The 19,584-nt window shown below is 66.4% G+C and carries 22 protein-coding genes and 4 tRNA genes; 13 read left to right on the top strand and 13 right to left on the bottom strand.

Annotated elements, in window-relative coordinates; translation table 11 throughout:
• Positions 1 to 21: 21 nt before the first annotated feature.
• Positions 22 to 450 (bottom strand): hypothetical protein, encoded by a 429-nt coding sequence (locus H5398_RS03275; RefSeq protein ID WP_182799009.1) that lies wholly within the window; start codon positions 448 to 450, stop codon positions 22 to 24.
• Positions 447 to 770, bottom strand: coding sequence for a hypothetical protein (locus tag H5398_RS03280; protein WP_182799010.1), 324 nt, complete (start codon positions 768 to 770; stop codon positions 447 to 449). Before H5398_RS03280 ends, H5398_RS03275 begins: the two co-directional genes overlap by 4 nt.
• Before the next feature lie 82 nt (positions 771 to 852).
• Between H5398_RS03280 and H5398_RS03285 the strand changes: the two genes are divergently transcribed.
• On the top strand, positions 853 to 1,065 hold the full coding sequence (locus H5398_RS03285) for a hypothetical protein (protein ID WP_182799011.1): 213 nt from the start codon (positions 853 to 855) through the stop codon (positions 1,063 to 1,065).
• 197 nt (positions 1,066 to 1,262) lie between these two features.
• Here the strand turns inward: H5398_RS03285 and H5398_RS03290 are convergent, their stop codons facing one another.
• Positions 1,263 to 2,336 (bottom strand): ImmA/IrrE family metallo-endopeptidase, encoded by a 1,074-nt coding sequence (locus tag H5398_RS03290; protein WP_182799012.1) that lies wholly within the window; start codon positions 2,334 to 2,336, stop codon positions 1,263 to 1,265.
• A 14-nt stretch (positions 2,337 to 2,350) separates the two neighbouring features.
• Positions 2,351 to 2,662 (bottom strand): hypothetical protein, encoded by a 312-nt coding sequence (locus H5398_RS03295; RefSeq protein WP_182799013.1) that lies wholly within the window; start codon positions 2,660 to 2,662, stop codon positions 2,351 to 2,353.
• A 334-nt stretch (positions 2,663 to 2,996) separates the two neighbouring features.
• On the opposite strand from H5398_RS03295, the gene H5398_RS03300 reads away from it, so the two are divergent.
• From H5398_RS03300 to H5398_RS03310, 3 genes are all read left to right on the top strand, one after another.
• Positions 2,997 to 3,656: a recombinase family protein gene (locus H5398_RS03300; RefSeq protein ID WP_182799014.1), complete on the top strand. Its 660-nt coding sequence runs from the start codon at positions 2,997 to 2,999 to the stop codon at positions 3,654 to 3,656.
• A gap of 156 nt (positions 3,657 to 3,812) precedes the next feature.
• Positions 3,813 to 5,255, top strand: coding sequence for an ADP-ribosylglycohydrolase family protein (locus H5398_RS03305; RefSeq protein WP_255443524.1), 1,443 nt, complete (start codon positions 3,813 to 3,815; stop codon positions 5,253 to 5,255).
• A complete protein-coding gene (locus H5398_RS03310; protein WP_182799016.1) occupies positions 5,252 to 5,875 on the top strand; it encodes a hypothetical protein in 624 nt (207 codons plus the stop codon). The genes H5398_RS03305 and H5398_RS03310 overlap by 4 nt, the downstream gene beginning before the upstream one ends.
• A gap of 43 nt (positions 5,876 to 5,918) precedes the next feature.
• Here H5398_RS03310 and H5398_RS17685 read toward each other — a convergent pair whose 3' ends face one another.
• Positions 5,919 to 6,002 (bottom strand): HNH endonuclease, encoded by an 84-nt coding sequence (locus H5398_RS17685; protein ID WP_370586056.1) that lies wholly within the window; start codon positions 6,000 to 6,002, stop codon positions 5,919 to 5,921.
• 402 nt (positions 6,003 to 6,404) lie between these two features.
• On the opposite strand from H5398_RS17685, the gene H5398_RS03320 reads away from it, so the two are divergent.
• On the top strand, positions 6,405 to 7,076 hold the full coding sequence (locus tag H5398_RS03320; protein WP_182799294.1) for a hypothetical protein: 672 nt from the start codon (positions 6,405 to 6,407) through the stop codon (positions 7,074 to 7,076).
• Positions 7,077 to 8,373: 1,297 nt separating this feature from the next.
• On the opposite strand, the gene H5398_RS03325 is transcribed toward H5398_RS03320, so the two are convergent.
• From H5398_RS03325 to H5398_RS03340, 4 genes are all read right to left on the bottom strand, one after another.
• Positions 8,374 to 9,546, bottom strand: a complete 1,173-nt coding sequence (locus tag H5398_RS03325) for an AAA family ATPase (protein ID WP_182799017.1) — start codon at positions 9,544 to 9,546, stop codon at positions 8,374 to 8,376.
• A 139-nt stretch (positions 9,547 to 9,685) separates the two neighbouring features.
• Positions 9,686 to 10,561, bottom strand: a complete 876-nt coding sequence (locus H5398_RS03330) for a hypothetical protein (protein WP_182799018.1) — start codon at positions 10,559 to 10,561, stop codon at positions 9,686 to 9,688.
• Positions 10,562 to 10,598: 37 nt separating this feature from the next.
• Positions 10,599 to 10,811 carry a transcriptional regulator gene (locus H5398_RS03335; RefSeq protein ID WP_182799295.1) on the bottom strand — a complete coding sequence of 71 codons (213 nt, stop codon included), beginning with the start codon at positions 10,809 to 10,811 and terminating at the stop codon, positions 10,599 to 10,601.
• Complete coding sequence (locus H5398_RS03340) at positions 10,808 to 11,050, bottom strand: helix-turn-helix transcriptional regulator (protein ID WP_182799019.1); 243 nt, start codon at positions 11,048 to 11,050, stop codon at positions 10,808 to 10,810. The genes H5398_RS03335 and H5398_RS03340 overlap by 4 nt, the downstream gene beginning before the upstream one ends.
• A gap of 138 nt (positions 11,051 to 11,188) precedes the next feature.
• Between H5398_RS03340 and H5398_RS03345 the strand changes: the two genes are divergently transcribed.
• Genes H5398_RS03345 through H5398_RS03355 form a run of 3 tightly spaced genes read left to right on the top strand, consistent with a single transcriptional unit; the run spans position 11,189 to position 13,588 of the window.
• The gene (locus H5398_RS03345; protein WP_182799020.1) at positions 11,189 to 11,863 is read left to right on the top strand and encodes a hypothetical protein; all 675 of its coding nucleotides are present in this window, start codon (positions 11,189 to 11,191) and stop codon (positions 11,861 to 11,863) included.
• On the top strand, positions 11,847 to 12,263 hold the full coding sequence (locus tag H5398_RS03350) for a hypothetical protein (protein ID WP_182799021.1): 417 nt from the start codon (positions 11,847 to 11,849) through the stop codon (positions 12,261 to 12,263). Before H5398_RS03345 ends, H5398_RS03350 begins: the two co-directional genes overlap by 17 nt.
• Positions 12,260 to 13,588, top strand: coding sequence for a tyrosine-type recombinase/integrase (locus tag H5398_RS03355; RefSeq protein WP_182799022.1), 1,329 nt, complete (start codon positions 12,260 to 12,262; stop codon positions 13,586 to 13,588). Before H5398_RS03350 ends, H5398_RS03355 begins: the two co-directional genes overlap by 4 nt.
• Before the next feature lie 117 nt (positions 13,589 to 13,705).
• Here H5398_RS03355 and H5398_RS03360 read toward each other — a convergent pair.
• Positions 13,706 to 13,778, bottom strand: a tRNA-Lys gene (locus H5398_RS03360).
• Positions 13,779 to 13,819: 41 nt separating this feature from the next.
• On the opposite strand from H5398_RS03360, the gene H5398_RS03365 reads away from it, so the two are divergent.
• The 5 genes from H5398_RS03365 to H5398_RS03385 all read left to right on the top strand — a co-directional run bounded on the left by H5398_RS03365 (position 13,820) and on the right by H5398_RS03385 (position 16,709).
• Positions 13,820 to 14,467 (top strand): hypothetical protein, encoded by a 648-nt coding sequence (locus tag H5398_RS03365; protein ID WP_182799023.1) that lies wholly within the window; start codon positions 13,820 to 13,822, stop codon positions 14,465 to 14,467.
• A gap of 346 nt (positions 14,468 to 14,813) precedes the next feature.
• Entirely contained in the window at positions 14,814 to 16,199 is a 1,386-nt protein-coding gene (locus H5398_RS03370; RefSeq protein WP_182799024.1) for an SH3 domain-containing protein, read from the top strand.
• 137 nt (positions 16,200 to 16,336) lie between these two features.
• Positions 16,337 to 16,409 (top strand) — tRNA-Glu (locus H5398_RS03375).
• Between the two features lie 124 nt (positions 16,410 to 16,533).
• Positions 16,534 to 16,607: transfer RNA gene (locus H5398_RS03380), tRNA-Asp, on the top strand.
• Between the two features lie 28 nt (positions 16,608 to 16,635).
• A tRNA-Phe gene (locus tag H5398_RS03385) sits at positions 16,636 to 16,709 on the top strand.
• Positions 16,710 to 16,742: 33 nt separating this feature from the next.
• On the opposite strand, the gene H5398_RS03390 is transcribed toward H5398_RS03385, so the two are convergent.
• The 3 genes from H5398_RS03390 to H5398_RS03400 are packed head-to-tail and all read right to left on the bottom strand — an operon-like array spanning position 16,743 to position 19,579.
• Positions 16,743 to 17,297, bottom strand: a complete 555-nt coding sequence (locus H5398_RS03390) for a TlpA disulfide reductase family protein (RefSeq protein ID WP_182799025.1) — start codon at positions 17,295 to 17,297, stop codon at positions 16,743 to 16,745.
• Entirely contained in the window at positions 17,290 to 18,192 is a 903-nt protein-coding gene (gene ccsB, locus H5398_RS03395; protein ID WP_182799026.1) for a c-type cytochrome biogenesis protein CcsB, read from the bottom strand. The genes H5398_RS03390 and ccsB overlap by 8 nt, the downstream gene beginning before the upstream one ends.
• A complete protein-coding gene (locus tag H5398_RS03400) occupies positions 18,176 to 19,579 on the bottom strand; it encodes a cytochrome c biogenesis protein ResB (RefSeq protein ID WP_220489115.1) in 1,404 nt (467 codons plus the stop codon). Before H5398_RS03400 ends, ccsB begins: the two co-directional genes overlap by 17 nt.
• Positions 19,580 to 19,584 lie beyond the last annotated feature (5 nt).

The raw sequence follows: 19,584 nt of genomic DNA on the forward strand, positions 1-19,584 counted from the left end.
CCGGGCCGTTGGGAGGAGACCTCAGCGATGGCGCTTGCGATCCGCTCCGCCAAGCTGATTAGAAGAAGGGCCTCTCATCTCGAGTGCGAGCCGGTAAGCCGTCGCCTGCGAGGTGCCCAGCAGCGCAGCCTGAACCCTCGTCGAGAACGTCGCCAGAGTCGGCGGTGGCGGCTCCACCCACTGCGGCGCGCCGAGCGGGTAGGCGTCGCCCTGGACGGTGGAGTCCGACCTGGCGAGCGCCAGGTGCGGCATCCTGCGGTGATCCTTCGACATCACGCAGACGTAGATCGCGCGGGCACGACCAGTCTCCGCCAGGCGCTTTGCGGCGCGCCGCCAGACGGCGGCCTCCGCCTGGCTCACGCCGTCAGGAACGACCCGCACGACTCCGGAAGGCTGAGCGTTGAGGGCGGCCAGCAGTGCGCGTTGCCGCACTCCGGGACCCGTACTCATAGGGCCGTATCTTTCATGTGGCTCGCGTGACTCGCCTCCTCCTTGCTGGCGTGCAGTGCAGCGAGTCGCTCGATAATGACGTCAACCGCCGGCCGTTCCGGGCGCGCAGGCCGAATGTCTACCAGCGCGGCGGCTGAGAGGCCGACATCGACACCACGACGAAGGCCGACCCGGTCGAGGACTGCGCGCGCGGCGCGCACGCGGACGATGTCAGAGTCGGCGTGCGTAGCAAGGTCGAGGAGGTTCTTGGCCAATGCGACCGGGTCTGCCGCAAGCGCCTCCCACGCCTTTCGCAACTCCTCGACGCCCAGTTTCTGCACGACGCAATCGTCTCAGACGGGTGCGGTTGCTACCACGCTTTGGGTTGACCTCATGCGGAGGGCGGGTCGTAGGGTAGTTGACATGCCGGAGCCGGAAGGGATGACCGCGGAAGATCTGCGCGCATGCGCCGATCATCTCCGCGACGTCCTCCGTCTGCTCGACGACGGCGAGGTCGAAGTCTCCTCCCGTGAGCGCGCGTACATCGCTGGCGCGCTACGAGCGGTCGAACTGATGCACGAGAACTTGGGCCAAGCCTTCTCGGTTGCGGCGCTAGCGCGCGACGGCCGCATCTGATGGGCCGCGAGCCTTGGTGCTGCGCAGCTTGCCTTGGCACGAGTTCCAGAAATGCGGGGCAGTCGCGGTGCAGAGTTAGCTATCCAGACGCCCCTGAGTGCCTCAGTAACCTACTTTCTCGCTGGCCAAGCTGGATACTGTGCCAAGGGGGGACGATGTCGAAGTCCCCAGCGTGCCCACCGGCTGCGATCTGAGCCCTACTCGTCGCTCACAGTCAATTTCAGGTACAGGTCCTGGCCATGACGGTACGGCCACATACCGTGGTGGTGGAGGTGGTGCAGGATAACGCCCGAACTAACGCCAGCTCGGCGGGCTAGGTCCGCAACTCCCGATTTAGATTGGATCCCGATTAGTTCATCACGGATGCTCGCCGGAATCAGCCACTCTTCAGCGAATTCGTTTGCCTCAGCTTCCCGATCCTCATCAGGGTTAGTCCCAGGCTCTCCCTCCACACACAAAGCAAGGGGATGGCGAAGTACATGTCCGAGTTCATGAAAGAGGGTGAACCACAACGGCCCATCCTTCTTACCTCGTGCACTAAGGACGATGACAGGCTGGTCTGCCAGCCAGAAGGTCGCGCCGTACGCGCGACATCCCTTGATCTCTGGCTGCACTACCACCTGCACTCCGGCCTGAGCGAGACATTCCACGAATGCCATGGGTTCCGCGACCAGCCGCATTGACATGGCACGGATTTCAGGTAGCGCTTCCTGCAGCAAGGAAGCTTGGTACTTGTGGGCTAGAGGTTCCTCCACAGCCGCCAGCTTTGCGAGGCGCAACCACGTGGCCAGACTCGCCATTTCTGCGTCGAATGCCTGGGTCTGATGGAACGCAACTTGGGGGAGTAGATTTGCAGGCACGAGTGCCTCAGGCGCTCCCACATCGAAGAAGGACATCAGCTGCACCATCAGGTGCCCCGGTTTCCGCACATCGCCGGCGATGACGCCACGAGCACGGAGATAGGTAAGGCTCGCCTTGAAGCGCTCCAATAGGCACTTGTCTGCAGACAGCGAGTTCTCTAGCCCGAGTCGCTCAACGTCGGCCCGGTACTGGGCCTCAAGCGCAAGCCAGCGTTCAGCGGGAACGTGGGTGACGAGGGCCAACTTGGTTGCGAAATCTGGCGTGACGGGAGCCCCTGCAATTACCATGGTGATGTGTTTCCGGGACACGCCAGCGCGCCGCGCCAACTCCGCCCGGGACATGTCGCGATCCTCCAGCCACTCGGCGATGAACTCGCCCGTAGGAACGGCGTAATCAGTCTTGCTTGCCATGGTCTTCCCTCCCCTCAGTGCTTGTAGCAGTCACCTATACATAGAACTCGCCATCCCCGGGTTCCACCGTTCTCGACTATTGGCTGAGCGATGATCGTGCTGGCGCCAGAGAGCTCACCACCGAGGCAACCCGGCCAGTCGTGGTTGATCGGGTGCCAGTCTCCCGGTCCCTGCCGAAGGGCCACGCTATCCGCCGACACTTCAAGTTCCTTGATCCTGCGGGCCAGCTTCTTGGCCCCCGGCCTCCCGAGTTGCCTGGTCGCTACCGCCTGCCTTTCACACAGCTCCCTCAGATCTTCACTCGCGTACTCGATGCAGTAGGTCATCGAGCATCCTCGTTACCTGATAGGTAACAGTCTGCCACGTTCAACGCAGGAGAGCGCCGCCTTCCGCCACCCTCGCGAGGCGTGGAAGGACGCGCAGCCCTTGCATCCGACATCCTGACCGCCCTCCCCCTGGCCTCGTGAGCCTAACCACCACCACTCGGAACCCCCTGATGCGCCCGCGCACTGAACCGCGGATCGGCGTTTGGCTACTCCCACGCCGCCCGCCCAAGACGCGGAATCCGAACTACCGTATCGGCATCCCAGCAGGTCCCCCAGCCGGAGGTGGCCGAGTAGCGGTGTACAGCAATCGACCCATTGCTGTACACTCATATACATGAAGACACCCATCCAGGTAGGCGAGCGACCGCTGGCGCTCGCCTACGTGCGTGTCTCCACAGCGGAGCAGGTCGAGACAGGTGCATCGCTGGACGCCCAACGGGCCACGCTGGTTGCTGAAGCGGACAAGCGCGGGTGGGCTGTCGAGGTGGTTGCGGACGAAGGCAAAAGTGCCAAGTCGCTGAACCGTCCCGGACTGCAGTCTGCGCTGGCTCGGCTCGACGCAGGGCAGGCCGACTACTTGATGGCGATCCGACTCGACCGGGTTTCCCGTTCCGTGAGTGACTTCGCGGGCTTGCTTGACCGGGCGACGAGGAAGGGGTGGGGCTTGGCTTTGTTGTCCCCCAACCTCGACACCAGCGACCCGGCTGGCCGCTTCACAGCGAACGTCCTAGCCAGCGCTGCCCAGTACGAGCGCGAGTTGATTGGCGCACGGACACGCGAGGGCATGGCGCAGCGCGTTGCGGAAGGCGTGCGGATGGGGCGACCCCGCACAATGGCGACCGCGGTCGTTGATCGCATTCGCGCCGCCCGCACGCAAGGTCAATCGCTTCGGCGCATCGCCGACGCCCTAAATGCCGACGAAGTGCCGACCGCCCAGGGCGGGGCTCGATGGCACGCCTCGACGGTCAAGGCAGTGCTCGACTCCGCGGAGTAAGCGAGCGAGTCATCGTCGATGTCAACCAGGGCGGTGGACATCGCAATCGTGTCAACCGTTCAACCGGCCACCTGGCGTGTCAACAACGCCCTCAACGATCTCAACCAGCAGGGCACCCGACCCCGCCGGTCTCCAACCAACCCCAAGGAGAATGCCTTGAACCTCACCTCAACCATCACCGACCGCGCCGCGGGCGTCCTGCTGGGCCAGGCCATCGGCGACGCCCTCGGCGTACCTTACGAGTTCGCCAGCCCCATCCGCGCGGGTGAGGCCCGCATGGTAGGCGGGGGCCTCGGCCCCTACGCCCCCGGGGAGTGGAGCGACGACACGCAGATGGCGATCTGCATCGCGCAGGTCACCGCGACCGGCTCGGACCTGCGGACCGCCAAGGCGCTGAACGCCGTCGCTAGGAGCTTCCTGGACTGGCAGCAGCGCGGAGCCTCGGACATCGGCGCTCAGACATCGTCGGTGCTGCACGCCGCCCGCCGTAGCAAAGGCGCGCTCGCCACGCGTATGACCAATGCTGCCCAGCACGCCGCTCGCGAGGGACGGGCCGGAAACGGCGCGTTGATGCGCACGGGCGTCGTCGGCCTCGTCTCGCTCGACGACCGGCAGGCCACTGCGGATGCCGCTCGTCGCGTGGCTGGTCTGACCCACGCCGATGATCGATGCTTGGATTCGTGCGTCTTGTGGTCGGAGGCGGTCCGGGTCGCGGTGGTCGAGGGGCGTTTCGACGTCCGCGCCGGCCTAGACCTCCTTCCCCAGAACCGCCGCGCTGAGTTGACCGCGATCATAGACGAGGCCGAGAACCGACCGCCGGCCTACTTCGCGAAGAACGGCTACACGATCACCGCGATGCAGGCCGCATGGTCTTCGATCCACTCCACGAGACACATCGAGGGGCCCGATCATGTCGAGCTCGCCCTCCAGACGGCCATCTCCATTGGTCACGACACCGACACCGTGGCGGCCATCGCCGGTGCACTCCTCGGCGCGAGGTACGGCGTCTCCGGGCTATCCACCGATCTGGCCCGCCGTGTCCACGGCTGGCCGGGCCTGCGAGCCCAGGACCTGATCCGGCTGGCCTTAGGCACCGCAACCCAGAAGGAGGACCCCGTGTGGCCGGGGACCGCGTCCATGTTGTCCGGACTGGGCAGGCAACTAGCCGTCCCTCACCCGGCAGACCCCGACGTGCTCCTCGGCACCGAGGCCGACCTCGCACGATGCGTCGAACTTGGCGTGACCGCGGTGGTCAGCCTCTCGCGAGTGGGCGCGGTTGACACCGCCGCTGCGGGAGTCGCTTCGGACAAGCATGCGCATGTCTGGCTTGTGGACTCCGACGACCCTGAGTACAACTCGAACCTCGCCTGGACCATTGAAGACGCCGCCCGCACTATCAAGCGGTTCCGGGACCACGGGGAGCGGGTCCTGGTCCACTGTGTCGCCGCCCAGCACCGCACGCCCACTGTTGCCCTGGCCTACGCCCTCCTGCGGGGCCAACCACTGGCTGAAGCTATCGCGACCCTCACAGACCTCCTCGGCCCCATGGACGAATTGCTCTGGGAAACCGTCACCCTCCAGAAGGCTGAATCACGGTGACTCCAAGCGCTAGCACCTGGGTCTATTTCGCGGCGGTTGACTCGCTAGACAAAGGCGCGGTCCTCGCCCTCATCCGGACCGCTCATGGAGGTTCCGAGTCCTTCTCCGCCACCGATGGGTGGCAACCCATCGAGGATGTTACCCATGCGTCGGGCAGTCACCCCAACCTGCTGGTGAAGCTGACCGACGCTCAGGCCCGGAGCGTGCTCAGGCAGATCGGAGCCCCTGCCCCGTCCTCACCCGCGCCCCCGCAAACGAGCGAGGAGGACGCCATCAACGCTCTAGAAGCGGCCCTCAGAGCCGCCAGGGGCGACCCCGGCGCCCGCCATCTGGTGTTCGGGGATGTCTACGCCCAGTGGCTCGACCAGGGCCCCCATCTGCTCGTGGAGGTCTCCGCGAACAGGTTCCTGCCCCCGGGCCACCGGCTCTCTGCTCAGGAGGAGTGGCGATTGCTCGTGGACTCCCCGCTGGAACCGCCCTGGGACGCCAGCCCAAACTGGTCGATCGAAGCCACCACCGACGCCCAGTTCCGCCAAGCTGCCGCCACGGTCGTGTGGGCGCTCGCCCTCTTCCGGATCACGCCCGCTGCCATCGTCGCCGCGCTCAAGCACCAGCAGTAGCAGCCAGGCATCCCGCACGGCGAGAATGACTGTGACGGCAGGGCTAGACCCCGCCCTTGCGCCGGTTGCAGTCAAGGCACAGCATCTGGCAGTTGTCCGCCGAGGTCTTGCCCCCCCCTTCGACCACGGTGTGATGTGGTCGGCTTCCATCTCGCTGATGTCGAGGGCCTTATCCCGGTTGCAGGTCCCGCCGCCGACCTTTAGCAGCTTCTCGATGTTCCTGCAGGGGCAGATGATCGGCGCACTGACGGGTCGCCCGTTTCGGCAGAGACTGTGGCGCGGATCACGGCGAAGGGCCCGCGCCCCGGAATGGAGACGGAGGCGGTACCCGCGGTGGGACTGCAGTAGTCCGGCCCCAGGGGTCCGCTTCGACAGCATGTCAACCGGCTCCCAAGATCTCGCGAGACGTGTCAACCAGAGCCTGCACCCGTCCAGGGGGATCTGTTCATCCCTCTGCGATGATGGGGCAGTGACTGATAGCACGCAATGGTCCCCCGCTCTGGCGAACCGGACGGAGTGGGTGACAGAAGTGCTGGATTCACTGCCCAGGACTGTTCCGCACCGCCGCGCCGCGCTGCTTGCAGCCGGCGACATGTCGTACAAGGCGGGGTCGCCCGTCACTGACTACGCGCCTGGCCTCATGCGGTTGGACGACAAGGTCCTTGAAGAGGTGGCCCGCCTTGCCCACAACTTCGCCCTCGCCCACCCGAGCATTCCCGAACACCCGATGGCCGAGGACGAACGAGTCCGCTACCTCGCAGAGATCAAGGTAGTCGCGCAGGACGTCGAGTCAGACGAAGATCTGAGTCCGACGGAGCGCCGACACGTGAAGTCACTCATTCAGGAGTTGCTTCGCGCCCTGGAGGCAGCGCCCCAGGACGGTGCTCGACCTGTTGAGACTGCCGCAAAGGCCGTCCTAGGCGACGTCGCTTTGAACAGGGGACTCTGGCAAAGACTCTCACCCAAGCCGTGGATGAAGAGGTTGGGCCGAATAGCTGTTGCGCTGAGCATGCTGGTCAGCTTCTATTCAGACGGCAAGGAACTCGTCGCAGATGCCTCTGCTTGGTTCGGTCAGCCACTCGCCATCATCGCCGAACAGCACCATCCGCAGCCTCGAATGTCTGAAGTAGTAACCAGTGACGAGAACGAAATACATGACGCCGAGACCGTCCCCGAAGATGACACGGACGAGCCGCGGTAGTCAGTCCTCTGACAGCCGGCGCTTCAGCCACCACCTTCTTGAGACGGGGGCGCATTGCCTTTCGGGTATCAACACCGCAGATTCCAGCGAGCCGGTGGTGGGACCGGGCGATGATCGCGATGTGGCGGGCGGAGGTTACGGGCACAGCTAGCCGTGGAAGTCGCACCGCCCGTCCTGGAGCGCCAGCAGGCGGCAGCGCGTCCCGCGGGAGTTGGTCCCTTCGCACTGCCCTTCGAAGGGCGGCTTCGGGGTCCTCGGGGGCTTCGCCAGCGGCGGACGCTGGGAGGGCCTCAGTGCCTTCGTGCGGGCCTTGGAGGTCCGGCTGCCGCTGACGGTAGGGGGCGCCGCAGCAGCAGTCCTGAGCGCTCTCGCGGCGCGCTCCTGTTCAGCGAACCAGAACTCCACAGCCGGGTACAGCTGGCGGGCGGTCGGGCGCGGCGCCAGCACCCGGGGGGCTCCTTCCGCGAGGATCCTCCGCGCCGCGGTCACGCCCGGATGCTCCCCCGGGAACGCCGCTCGTGCTCGAAAAGAGCGTCTCCGCCTGTAGATCACCGCGGTCCCGATTCGGAGCTGAGCTTCAACGCCAGGTCTTCGTCCAGATCGCGTTGCAGACGGCGCAGTGCGATCGAACTGGGGACCGGTCGCGGACCCTCGCCTCGGTCGTAGGCTCTTTTGGCGCGGAGATACTCCGAGATATTGGCGGCGCGCTGTTCGGGGTGCCACGTGATGGGCGGGGGCAGCGGCCATCCGCCGTTGATGGCGATGAAGCAGCGCACTATCTGCGCCCAGCGCCAGTCCTCCAGGCCTCGCAGCCACGGAATGTTCCAGTTCTCCGGGTCGCCTCGGTGCCGTGGCGCGGCGCTTCCGGGCGCGGGTACGTCGCAATCAGTTCGGCGTCTGAAATGTCGGCGGGGTTGACCGGGAACCGGACGCGGTCAGGCTTCGTGGTGCGGGCAGCTTCCTCAAGCCAGCCCCGCACTTTGGCGGAAGCTTCGAGGTTGATCGACCAGCGGTGCTGCGGGTCAAGATGTAAAGCTGCTGTTCCTGGTCGTTGTTCATCTCTGTTTCTCTCCTTCTTGTTGATTGACTGACGGGGCGTGACGAGTGATCTACGCCGTCGTGGGGTCCTGGACCTGTCCGCGAAACCTGTCCGGGAAGGCTCGACCTGTCCGGTCCGCAGAAGCTGTCCGCGACCTGTCCAGACCTGTCCGCGACTGTCCGCAGCTGACCGCACGGCGTATTTAGCACCTGTCCCGGACAGCCCCCACACACGAAGTGTGGGGGGGCGGACAGGTGCCTAAGCCCCATCACGGGCCTTCCTATGCTTCACCGCCTGTGCAAGCACCTCATTGGAGAATGAGATAGCGAGCGGCTGCAATTTCCCCCGCGCCTTTTCGCGACCGAAGTCGTTCGGCACGCCAGCGTCGTCCAAGACTTCGATCGCCTCTACGACGGCATCCGACCACTCGGCCACATCCGAGCCCGGAACCCCGACGGAGCCCGCGAGCACATGGATCAGCGGGTCGCTTAGGCGCATGAGGTTCAGAGTCGCCTCACCGGACAGGCCGGGGCGGTTCTTCTCGCGCGTGAGGCGGAACCGCTCACCGCCGACGTGGCTGAGTTTGTAGATGAGGTCCACATCGTCGTTCTTGCCCGACGATCCACGGGTGCCACGTTCTGCATCCTTACCGGCATGGTCGAGCCTGATGATTGAGACCCCCCGCTTCTTCAACTCGCGCATGGTGAAGGCGTGCAAGTGGCGGAACGTGTCCGAGTCATTCTCACGCCCCGAGATGACCCTCTGGGTGGTGTCGATGACCACTACATCCACCCCGTACGCCTCCACAGCCTTCACAAGCGCCATGCCGCCCTGGAGGGTATCGAGCATGGGCCAGTCGCCGTAGAGGCTGTAGATGAGCTGCTGATCAAGGACTGCGGCCTGATCAGGACTCTTGATGCCCAACGACATCAGGCGAGCGCGTATGAGGTGCTGGTCGTTCTCCAGATCCACATACAGGACCCTCTTCTGCGGCACCTTCTGACCAAAGATCTCGCCACCCAGCGCGAGGTTCACAGACCACTCCAAAGCCAACAGGGACTTGCCGATGCCCGCAGGGGAGTACAACGTCATTAGACCACCCCGCGTCAGAACCCCGGGCACGAGCCACTCAATAGGTTCCGGCTCGCTCAGCAACAGGTTCGACCAGTTGACACGCCCTATCGCGTCATCCAAGGCGGCGTTGACGTTGTGCTCGTTTGTGCGTGGCTCGTGGTCAATAAGAAAGTCCAGCCCTGCGGCGCCGTTCGCCTCGGCTTCGGCTTCCGACGCGGCGATGTCTTGTTCGCTGGGGGCTTCCCGGCTTGAATTGCCTTCAGCCTGCGAGTCTTTCCAGTTGGCCCCCTCTTCCCTCTGAAACTTCTCGAACTCAGCCCATTCCTCTTCTGTGGGCGGGCAGTCGGGGCACTCCATCGAGCCGAAGATCTCCGCGTACTCGGCCGCGAGGTCAAAGGGGGGATCCGAGCGGGGCGGATGGTAAGATTTCCATTAGGTTCAGCTCCTTGTGTGGGAAAGCGCCCCGGTTAGTCGCCGGGGCGCTTTCTTGTTCTGGTTAGTTGGTGGTGGTGGCGTTCAGGACGTAGTCGCGGTCAAGGCAGACCACGAAGCCCTCGCGCTCCAGGGCGTCCAGGAGCAGGCGCTCTGAGTCGTCCTTGGGGCGGACCGAGATCTCGACGGCAAGCCGCCCGCGCATGGCCTCCAGCGCGTTCTTGAGTTCGCTTCGCCGCGCCGCGTCCGCCTGCTCGGCCAACCGCTCAGCGATCCAGACGTCGCGGTCCCCGGACAGCGGCTTGGTCCAGACGCCGCCTTCCACCACGGCCACGTCCACACCCCAGCGGGTGAGCTGATGCACCACCGGACGCTCACTGAGCCAGCCGAGAAGCCATCTGGTTCCGGTGCCCACCGAGGTCCCCGCCACCCAGATGCGCTGAACTGGGGCAACGGGGACCGGCTCGAAGTCCAGGTAGGGCTTCGCCAGGGCGATGTAGGCGCACTTCTTGTCCTGGTGGAGGACGCGAGCCTCACCTGACTCGACCAGCTCCTTGACTGCCTTCAGCTGCGTGTCCCAGACGTGATCTTTGATGCCGTGGAGACCGCGGGCGATGTAGATCGCCCAGTCCTTGCGGAACGCGCCCAGCAGGTAGCTGACCTGAGCGTCCGTCTCCTTCCGAGCCGCCCGCTCCTCCCGGGCCAGAAGCTCAGCGAGCTGCCATTGGGCGAGGTCGAACTGCGACCGGTCCGCCACAAGGACGTGGGGCTCGTCCGGGGAGATGGTGCGAACCTTCCCGTGGACGCTCTTGACGACCCACCGCCCCTGCGCGTCGGTGCCGATCACCTGGTGCACCGTGTTCTCGCCCTGCTTCACCGGGCAGTCCATCGCTGCGATGTATCCGCCCAGGTCGCGCTTGAACCCTTCGAACTTCTTCATGGTCTGCTCCTTCGTGGTTGACATTCTTGTGTTCCTCTCAGATGTCGCCGAGCATCCGGCGGAGTGCCGGGACCGGCACGCGGAGCAGTCGCCCCACGCGGATTACAGGTAGCTCACCGGCGGCGGCGGCTTGGTAGGCGCTGTCGCGGGACAGGCCCATCACCGAGGCCGCGCTGGGAGCGGTGCGGTGCCACACGGGCAGGCTCGCGAGATGGCGGATATCAGCAAGGGGCGTGGCGGTCGCGCTCATCGCTGTGCTCGTTCCAGAGAACGCAGAAGCTCCAAGTAGGCGAAAGCTGCGCCACCTGAGACGGGGACACGCTCAGCGCGCTCCCAGCGGCCCACAGTGGACTGATCGACGCCCACTGAGCGGGCGACAACAGCGATCGGCATCCGGGCAGCCTTGCGCAGCTCAAGCGCCCGGCCGGTTGTGCAGTACTCGCGGAGCGCCAGGTGGCGAGCCGCTTCGGTGGTGTGTGTCGTCGTCATGAATTCAGTGTGCACCCACCCAGCCACGCACTAAAGCGCTTATTACAAGCCTGTCAACCCGCGACAACTAGTGCTTATGGCGCGCCATTATCGGCATAGCTTTTGAGTCCCGAGGGGCTCTCATGCTAGATTCATGCCATGAGCGAGCCACCAGTCACCTTCGTTGCCTACTTCAGATGGCACCGGTTGACACGGCGAGACCAGCGCTTGGAGCGGGTCCTACCGGAACCCAGCCTCTACATCCACCCGTGGGCATCCGGCGTCGATGTAGAGGTTCACCTCAAGATCTACGAGCGCGACCGCAAGCTGTACGTCGGCGGCGTAGACGTCCGCACCACTCCTGAGGACTTCGTCACGCCCTACGAGACCGTTTCCCCTCCGCAGTTGGCCCCCCGACCCATGTCAACCGATCTGATGCGGCTGATCCCCCTAGGCGCACTGGAACAGGAGGCGCTGGAGTGGCTCAGCTCCCGAGAGGCGGGATCGGAGGTCGCCGACATCCTGGCGGAGCGGCCGGATGTGTTCGAAAGGTTCAGCAAGGTGGGAGCCCCCAGTACCCGTCCACGTCGGGGACGCCCGCCGAAGCTCACGCCCCAACTGCTGGCGATTGTGGCTGGCGCCTATCTCACCGGCGGCAGACAGGGAGTACGGGCAGTCCAGCGTGCGCTGGATGAAGCCGGGTACGAAGGCAACGGCCCAAAAGGCGAGACCACGTGGGACCAGGCGGCTAAGGCAGTAGCCAGGGCTAGAAAAGAAGGATTGCTGCCCCCGGCGGGTGGCCGACGAAAGGAACAAGATGTGGATCTTCTCTGAAAAGGGCTTCGTCTCACTGGTCCAGGACCGTGACGACGCCAGCAAACTGCAAGTCCGCGCACGCGTCGCGGACGACATCACCGACACCTTCCCCGGTGCGGAGCTGTTCACCGCGGACGGGGCGGACTACCGCTACCGCGCGCGCATCGACCGACGCGAAGTGGCCGACGTCATGCACCGCGCCGTGATGGGCGTCAACTACGACTCGCACTTCAAGGACGTGGCGATCGAGGCCAGCAACCACCCGGGCCGCTGGCGCGCCTACTACGGCGTGTGGACGGCACTCGCAGAACTCCAGGACTATAAGCCCTACAGCAGCGTCCCGCGGGCGCTGGAGCCCCGCTGGGACGAAGACGTGGACGACGACGACGAAGCGCACGACAGCCGGTGGTGGCGATGAGCGGCAACCGGGCCGCTCTCCCCGCCGACGCGATGAAGCGCTGCCCCGCCTGCGGGACCGGACGCGGCACCGTGAAGAAGGACTGGACTGCGATCCACCAGGACGGGGGCATCGTCGGCTTCACCTGCCCGCAGTGCCCCACCTGGACCGAACCGATCCGGCGCGAGTCCTCGCGGGCGGGCGTGCGGTTCGTGGCCGTCGTTGCTGGACGGGTCGCCGGGAAGCGTCGTCAGCTCAAGCGACGTTTCAACACGCTGGAGGGGGCCCGCGCGTGGGTGGACGAGATGCGCGGGCTCGCTGCTACCGGGCAGGCTGGCGATCCGTCGCTGCTCACGGTTCGCGAGGTCTGCGAGCGCTGGATGGCGCACCGCGAGGCGGAGGCCTCAACCCCCGGCGGACTGCGCCCCAGCTCGCTGGAGGGCTACCGGTTGACACTCGTGTCACCGCTTCAGCTGATCGGTGATCGACGGGCCCGGGAGTTGACTCCCAGCGACATCGAGGCAGCCCTGCGGAAGCTCGCCACCGTCGGAGGGATCAAGGGCAAGCCGCTCAGCCACCGCAGCCGCACGTACGCGCTGGGCGCGCTGCGACAGGCGTTCAAGTTCGCCCAGCGGGAGGGCTGGCTTCAGGGCAACCCCGCGGCGCTCGCGAAGGTCCAGGGCAAACCGGCCAAGACTCGCCAGTCCCAGCGCTGGACGGTGGCGCAGCTCCAAGGTTTCCGCGCCTACGTGGATTCGGCCTACGCCACTCCCGCACGGCTCGCTGCGGAGCCGTGGGTTCCGGCTGCGATGAGGCTCGCGCTCTGCGGACTCCGCCGCTCTGAGGTGCTGGGGCTGGACTGGGGCTCGGTTGACATCGAACAGGGGACGGTTGACATCTGCGCGAGCCGCACGGCGTCAGGCCCGGGCCGCTCAACGGCGATCGGGGCACCCAAGACGGCCAACTCCGTCCGGCGCGTGGCCGTGGAGACGCTCCACCCCGGCACCCGCGCGGTGCTGCGGGCGCTGTGGTTGGCGCAGGGGCAGCCTGCCGACGGGCTGGTCATCCGCGACTCGCTGGGCGAGCCGGTCCACCCGGACACGCTCTCGTGGCGCTTCAAGACGCTCTGCTCCGAGGCGGGCGTCCCCTTCCCGGGCGCGATCCACGCGACCCGCCACACACTGGCGACTGCACTGGAGGAGGCTGGGGTCCCGTCGAACCAGGGCGCCGCCCTGCTGGGGCACGACGTGCAGACCTACCAGCGGTTCTACCTGGTGACCGACCAGGATGCCGCCGGGGCAGCCGCCACAGTGGCCGGGAGCATCTTCGCGACAGCTACCGGATAGTGGCGAAGATGACCGATTCTCCACGGTTTGTGACCAAGTTTGTGACCACGGACCGCCGGGAATGCGCAGCACTACCGATCATTCAGGTTGCGCCCCTAGTCAGAAGCCTTTCAGCGGTGCCCCCAGCGGGGCTCGAACCCGCGACCCATGGATTAAAAGTCCACTGCTCTACCTACTGAGCTATAGGGGCGTCAGCAGTGTACCGGTCCCAGGTCGTGGCAGGCTGGGGACATGCCCGCGTGGTCCTGGTTCATCGTCGCCGTCATCCTCGGCGGCGCGCTGCTCGCGCTCGCCGCGCTGGCTGACCGCCGCTCGCGTCGCCGCGCCACCGGCGCCGACGAGCCCGCCCCGCGACGCGGCCTCGACGACGTGGACCGCCACGTTCCGCACTACCTCACGCAGGACGAGATCGACGCCATGCCCGCCCCTGCGTCCGGACGTGGACCGGCCCCGCTCTCGCCCGCGGGCGAAGGGTTCGGATTCGGGCACGCCCATGCAGACTTCGCGAACCACCGCGACGGCGCCGCGCACAGCGAGCCGCTGATCCTCGTCGTCGACGGCGACGTGACAGCCATGCGCGAACTCCTCGCCCCCCTGGGCAGGGCCAGTGATGAGCACCCGTTGGCCATCGTCGCCGCCGGGTTCCACCCTGAGGTGCTCACGGCGCTGACTGCCAATCGCAGGGCGCTCGCCCTGCCTGTGGTGGCCGCAGTGGCGGGTTCCCGCGACAGGACGCGGCTGGCCGAACTCCTGGGCGTCGCCCCGGTCCCGTCCGAGGATCTGAGATCGGGCTACCTCCCCGAGCAGGCATACGGGCGGGCCGCCACATGGTTCAGCACCCTCAAGCGGACCTGGGTGGACCCCCGGGATCTTCCCTGAACCTCAACCCATGACAGTGAACCTCAACCGAGAGTTGAGCTCACCTTGATTCTGAGGCATCCAAGAGTTTCTCACTGCACACTCAGCCTGAACTTTCGGCCAGGCGCTCCACCATAATGCCTAGTCAAGTCCATTGAGAACGTCACCATCCCCCAAAATCCCACGGCTGTAATTCTTACCCCGCAGACGACGTGTCGGCTTGCATCCTCTCACCCAATTCTCAGCGCTCGTTGTCCGATCATGAGGATCGCTCTTAGTCTCCGGGGCAGTGGCCGGACGTGTCGGGGGCTACGGAGCCCCGAGGAAGCGGCACGTCCGACCTCCCGAAGTAAGTGCGAGGAGAGACGTGAGAACAGCATTCAAAGGCCTGCGCGGCATCGGTGCCGCGGCAGGCATCGCCGTCCTGGTCCAAGGGCTGGGCACGCTGGCCATCGGGCCGGCGGCGGACGCGGAGATCGCCAACGTGACCGCCACCACCAACGTCAACATCCGCACAGCCCCCACCGTCTCCAGCACGCGCCTGGCCGTCCTGCAGAAGGGCCAGAGCCTTCCCAGCCAGGGCTCCTCCAACGGGTGGACGACGGTGACCTACCAGGGGCGGACGGCCTACGTCGCCAGCGCCTACCTCAACGGAGGCACCGCCGCCTCGACGCCGTCGTCGACCACCTCCAACGGCAGCACCACTTCATCGACCGGCACCGTGTACACCACGGCCAACCTCAACCTGCGCGTCGGGCCCTCGCTGTCCGACGCAGTCTCGGTCGTCGTCCAGCGCGGCACAGCACTCCAGCTCGCCGGAAAGGTCAGCGGCGCCTACGTCCAGGTGTCCCACAACGGCAAGCTTCTGTGGGCCGCCTCGCAGTACATCAGCGCGACCGCCGCGGCCGCCTACGGCCAACTCCCTGCAGTCACCGGCAAGGGGCGGGCCACTGCCGCCCTCATGATCCGCACCACGCCCTACACCGGCTTCGTCAACCTCGGCGACGTGCCGGCTGGCACCATCCTCGACACCACCGGAGTGGTGACCAACGGCATGGCCCAGGTGGTCTACAAGGGCGCCGTCAGGTGGGTCAACGCGAAGTATCTGGTGGCCGTGAGCGCCAGCACGCCGGCCCCCACAGCGCCCGCCCTGCCCGCCACCACCGTCCGCTACGCCACGACGGTGCTCAACATCTGGACCGCAAGCAGCGGAACCTCCTACGTGGGCGAGATCCCCAGGGGCGGCGAGGTGCGGGTCACCGGCCTGGTCACCAACGGGCGGGCCCAGGCCGTCGTCAACGGCGCCGTCCGCTGGGTGACGGCCCGCTACCTGTCAACGACGAAACCCTCCGAGAGCACGGCCTCCAGCGGCAGCAGCACCACCCTCAACCGCGGCTACTCGAGCGGTCTCGACCAGACCAACGCCAACGTCCAGGCCATCGTCCGCGACATCTGGAACCGCTACCCCGCGATCAAGACGATGTACGGCTGGCGGCAAGATGTCACGCCGGACCACCCCGCGGGCCGCGCCGTCGACGTGATGATCCCGAGCTACTCGAGCAACCAGGCCCTCGGCTGGGAGATCGCGAACTACTACAAGGCCAACGCCTCGAAGTACAACATCAACTACATCATCTTCGCGCAGAAGATCTGGTCGGTTCAGCGCTCCAGCGAGGGGTGGCGGCTGATGGCAGACCGTGGCAGCGACAACGCGAACCACTACAACCACGTCCACATCAACACCTACGGGTAAGCTGGGTCGGTGCGAACGGCGTCGCCCTTCCCCCCAGGGTGGCGCCGTTCCGCACGTCCCACAGGCCCTCAACTCGCTCCAGTTTCCGCCCCCCGTTTGCGCGGTCCCGCCGCGAGTCTCTAGACTCTGCCTAGCTGGTCCCCATCGTCTAGCGGCCTAGGACTCCGCCCTTTCACGGCGGCAGCACGGGTTCGAATCCCGTTGGGGATGCTCCTGCCCACTCCCCCGCGGAGTGGGCTGAAACGGTAACGACAAGGCGTTTCGGTCGATTTCCCTTGAGGGAATCACTCACGCTATAGTTACCGGGCTGGCACGGCCAGCAGGTCAAGAAATTGGCCCCGTAGCGCAGTTGGTTAGCGCGCCGCCCTGTCACGGCGGAGGTCGCGGGTTCGAGTCCCGTCGGGGTCGCTAGGTCGGCTTAAACGCCCGGCCATCTGGCCAGGTAGCTCAGCTGGTAGCAGCGTTCGCCTGAAAAGTGAAAGGTCGCCGGTTCGATCCCGGCCCTGGCCACCGATCCCCCGCCCCGGCGGGGTTCTTTCGGTTCTAGCCCACACTGAGCAGCGCGAGGGCCTCATCGATCTCGTCCGGGGATAGCGCACCCTTGCGGATGTCCGCCACCGTCCCGTCGGCGTTGATGAAGTAGTGCGTCGGCACTGACGAGGCGAGGTAACGCAGCGAGATCTCGCCGATCGGGTCCGGCACGCTCGTGATGCTCAGCCCCATCCGCGCCGCGTAGTCGGTCACCAGCTCGCGGTCCTCGCGCAGGTAGATGGCCACCACGTCGATGCGATCCGACGCCTCCTCCACGTCAGGAAGCTCCGCGCGGCAGATCGAGCACCAGGTGGCCTGGAACAGCAGCCATACGGGTCGGCCGGCATAGTCCTCGAGCGAGACCGGGGCCCCGTCGATGTCCAATGCCCTGAATCCGGGGGCGAGGGCCCCGACGGACGGCCCCTGGAGCGGCACCGCCTGCCCCGTGGAGGCCGCCTCACTGGCCGCCCCACCCTTGATGAGGTAGATACCGCCGACGACCAGCGCGACGAGCACAGCGAGCCCCAGAGTGCCAAGGAGGCGCCCCCGGGCCCGGTTGCTAGGCATAAGAGTGCAACCCTCCGAAGAAGTGGTTGCCGAAGTAGGCGAACAGGATGGTGAGGAACCCGATCACGAGCAGCCAGGAGGCCTTGGTGCCTCGCCAGTCCCGCACGACCCGGGCGTGCAGGAACGCGCCGTAGACCAGCCAGGTGACCAGCGCTGCGGTCTCCTTCGGGTCCCAACCCCAGTAGCGACCCCACGCGGTGCTCGCCCACACCGAGCCCAGCACGATCATGATGGTGAGCAGAGGAAAGGTGATGACGGCCGCCCGGTAACCCACATCGTCAAGGACCTCCTGCCGCGGCAGGTGGACGCGGGTGATGTGCGGGTGGAGAAGGTAGAGCACGGCCGCGCCGAAGGACACGCAGGCGGCGCCGTAGGCAATGATGGCGAATCCGACGTGCAGGGTCAGCAGCAGGTTGTTCTGAAGGGCAGGGATCAAGGGCCGGACCCCGGTGTCCAGGCTCAGCGCGTAGACCAGCATGGCCGCCGCCACGGGCAGCACGACCAGCGACAGCATCCTGATCCGGTAGCGCAACCCGAAGAACAGGTTGACCAACAGGATCCCCCACGTGAAGGCGACGGCGAATTCGTGCTGGTTCGCGAACGGCCCGTGCCCGGTGAGGCTCATCCGGATCGCCATGTAGGCCGTCAGCAGCAGCAGCGCGATCACCTGGAACGCCGTGGCGTACCACCCCAGACTGGTGCCCCGTCCGGCCTGCACGGGCGCCTCGGACTGCGCGGGAGCCAACGCGGCACCACCCACACTGACCTTCGCGCGCACGCTGACCGTCGCAACGGGATTCCTGCGGCGCGAGGTGACCAGCGCGATGCCGCTGACCAGGCCCAGCAGGACGAAGACCGCGGCGGCGGTGACCAGATATTCAGCGAACTCGAGCATCAACAGGCTCCTTCTCAGCAGCGTCCGGGGCGGTCGCGTCGATCTGCTCCACGAGGGCACGGAAGTGCCGCTCGAAGGTGGTGTCCAACTTCTCGGCGGAGGCGATGCGCAGCATCGTGTGATCCCCCTCCGGCACGGCGCGCACCCAGAGGCGGCGGTGGCGCAGCGTGAAGGTCATCGTCATGCCGATCACCAGCAGGGCCGAGCCCACCCACATCCACATCGCCCCCGGGTCCTGGCGAGCGATGATGCCGGTGTAGCGCTGCTCCCGCTCGAAGGTCAGCTGCAGCCCGTCCCCGGAAGCGGTCTCCCCCTGCTCCACGGGCAACACGTCGATCTTCTCGCCGCTGGCCACGTCGTAGAGCTCGAAGACGGCGCTCCCCGCGGTGATGGCCGCGTCGACCGCACCGGAGGCGGGCGTGACGACCAGTACCTCGGTGCCGGCGGCCTCCGGGGTGACCTTGCCGATGGCGTAGCGCCCGTCGTTGCTCTGCCACTTCAACGGGACCGATCCCTCGAACAGGGTGGCGCCGGCATCGTCGGCGATGCGGATGCGGGCCGCGATCCCGAAGGAGGCCTGGTGAAGCGCGGTGCCCTCCACCACCAGCGGCGAGTTGACCCGGACGTCGCGGGCATCAAGCACGGCACCGTCGCGGGTGACGACGAGGTGGCTCACGTAGTCCGTGGGGCGGCCGGCGTCGTCGTAGGAGTCCTTGAAGGACTGGGCGGTGACCGTGAGACCGGTGCCGTGGCCCACCTCGACGCTCTCGCCGACGGCGATGTCGAGGTTCTGCTCGAAGCCGGTGAACGCGGACACCCCGAAGGCCGCCAGGATGACCACCATGGCGGCATGGGCGATGGCCGTGCCGAAGGGGCCCCACCTGAACCGGTCGGCGTAGAGGCCGACGGCGGGGGCGGCGAGCCGTTCATCCGCAAGGAAGCGGTAGCGCTGGCCACCCAGCACGGAGCGCACGTGGCCGTCCGCCTCCTGCGGACTCAGCGGCAGCGTCATCTCCGCCCGGTACTGCGCATGCTCGAAGAACTTGTCGGTGACATGCGTCCGGGGACGGGTGGCCCGCTCCCACAGCTGCGGAAGCCGGTGCACGGTGCAGGCGATGATCGACATCGCCAGCAGGGCCGTCACTGCGAGGAACAGCGGGGAGGTCCAGAGCCCGAACAGGCCGAGGAACTCGAGGACGGACGTCCATCCGCCGTAGCGGGGCCGCACGGACTCCAGCCAGTCTGCTCTGGCGAGGGTGTCCAGCCCCGAGGGGGCCTGGACGATCAGGGTGCCCAGCAACGACAGCACGGCCATCGCCAGGATGACCAGAACCCCCAGCAGCTTCGAACGCAGAACCCGGTAGGTCCAGCTGAACAGCTCGCGCACGGCCC

The sequence above is a fragment of the Tessaracoccus sp. MC1679 genome (assembly GCF_014164775.1).
Lineage (GTDB): Bacteria > Actinomycetota > Actinomycetes > Propionibacteriales > Propionibacteriaceae > Arachnia.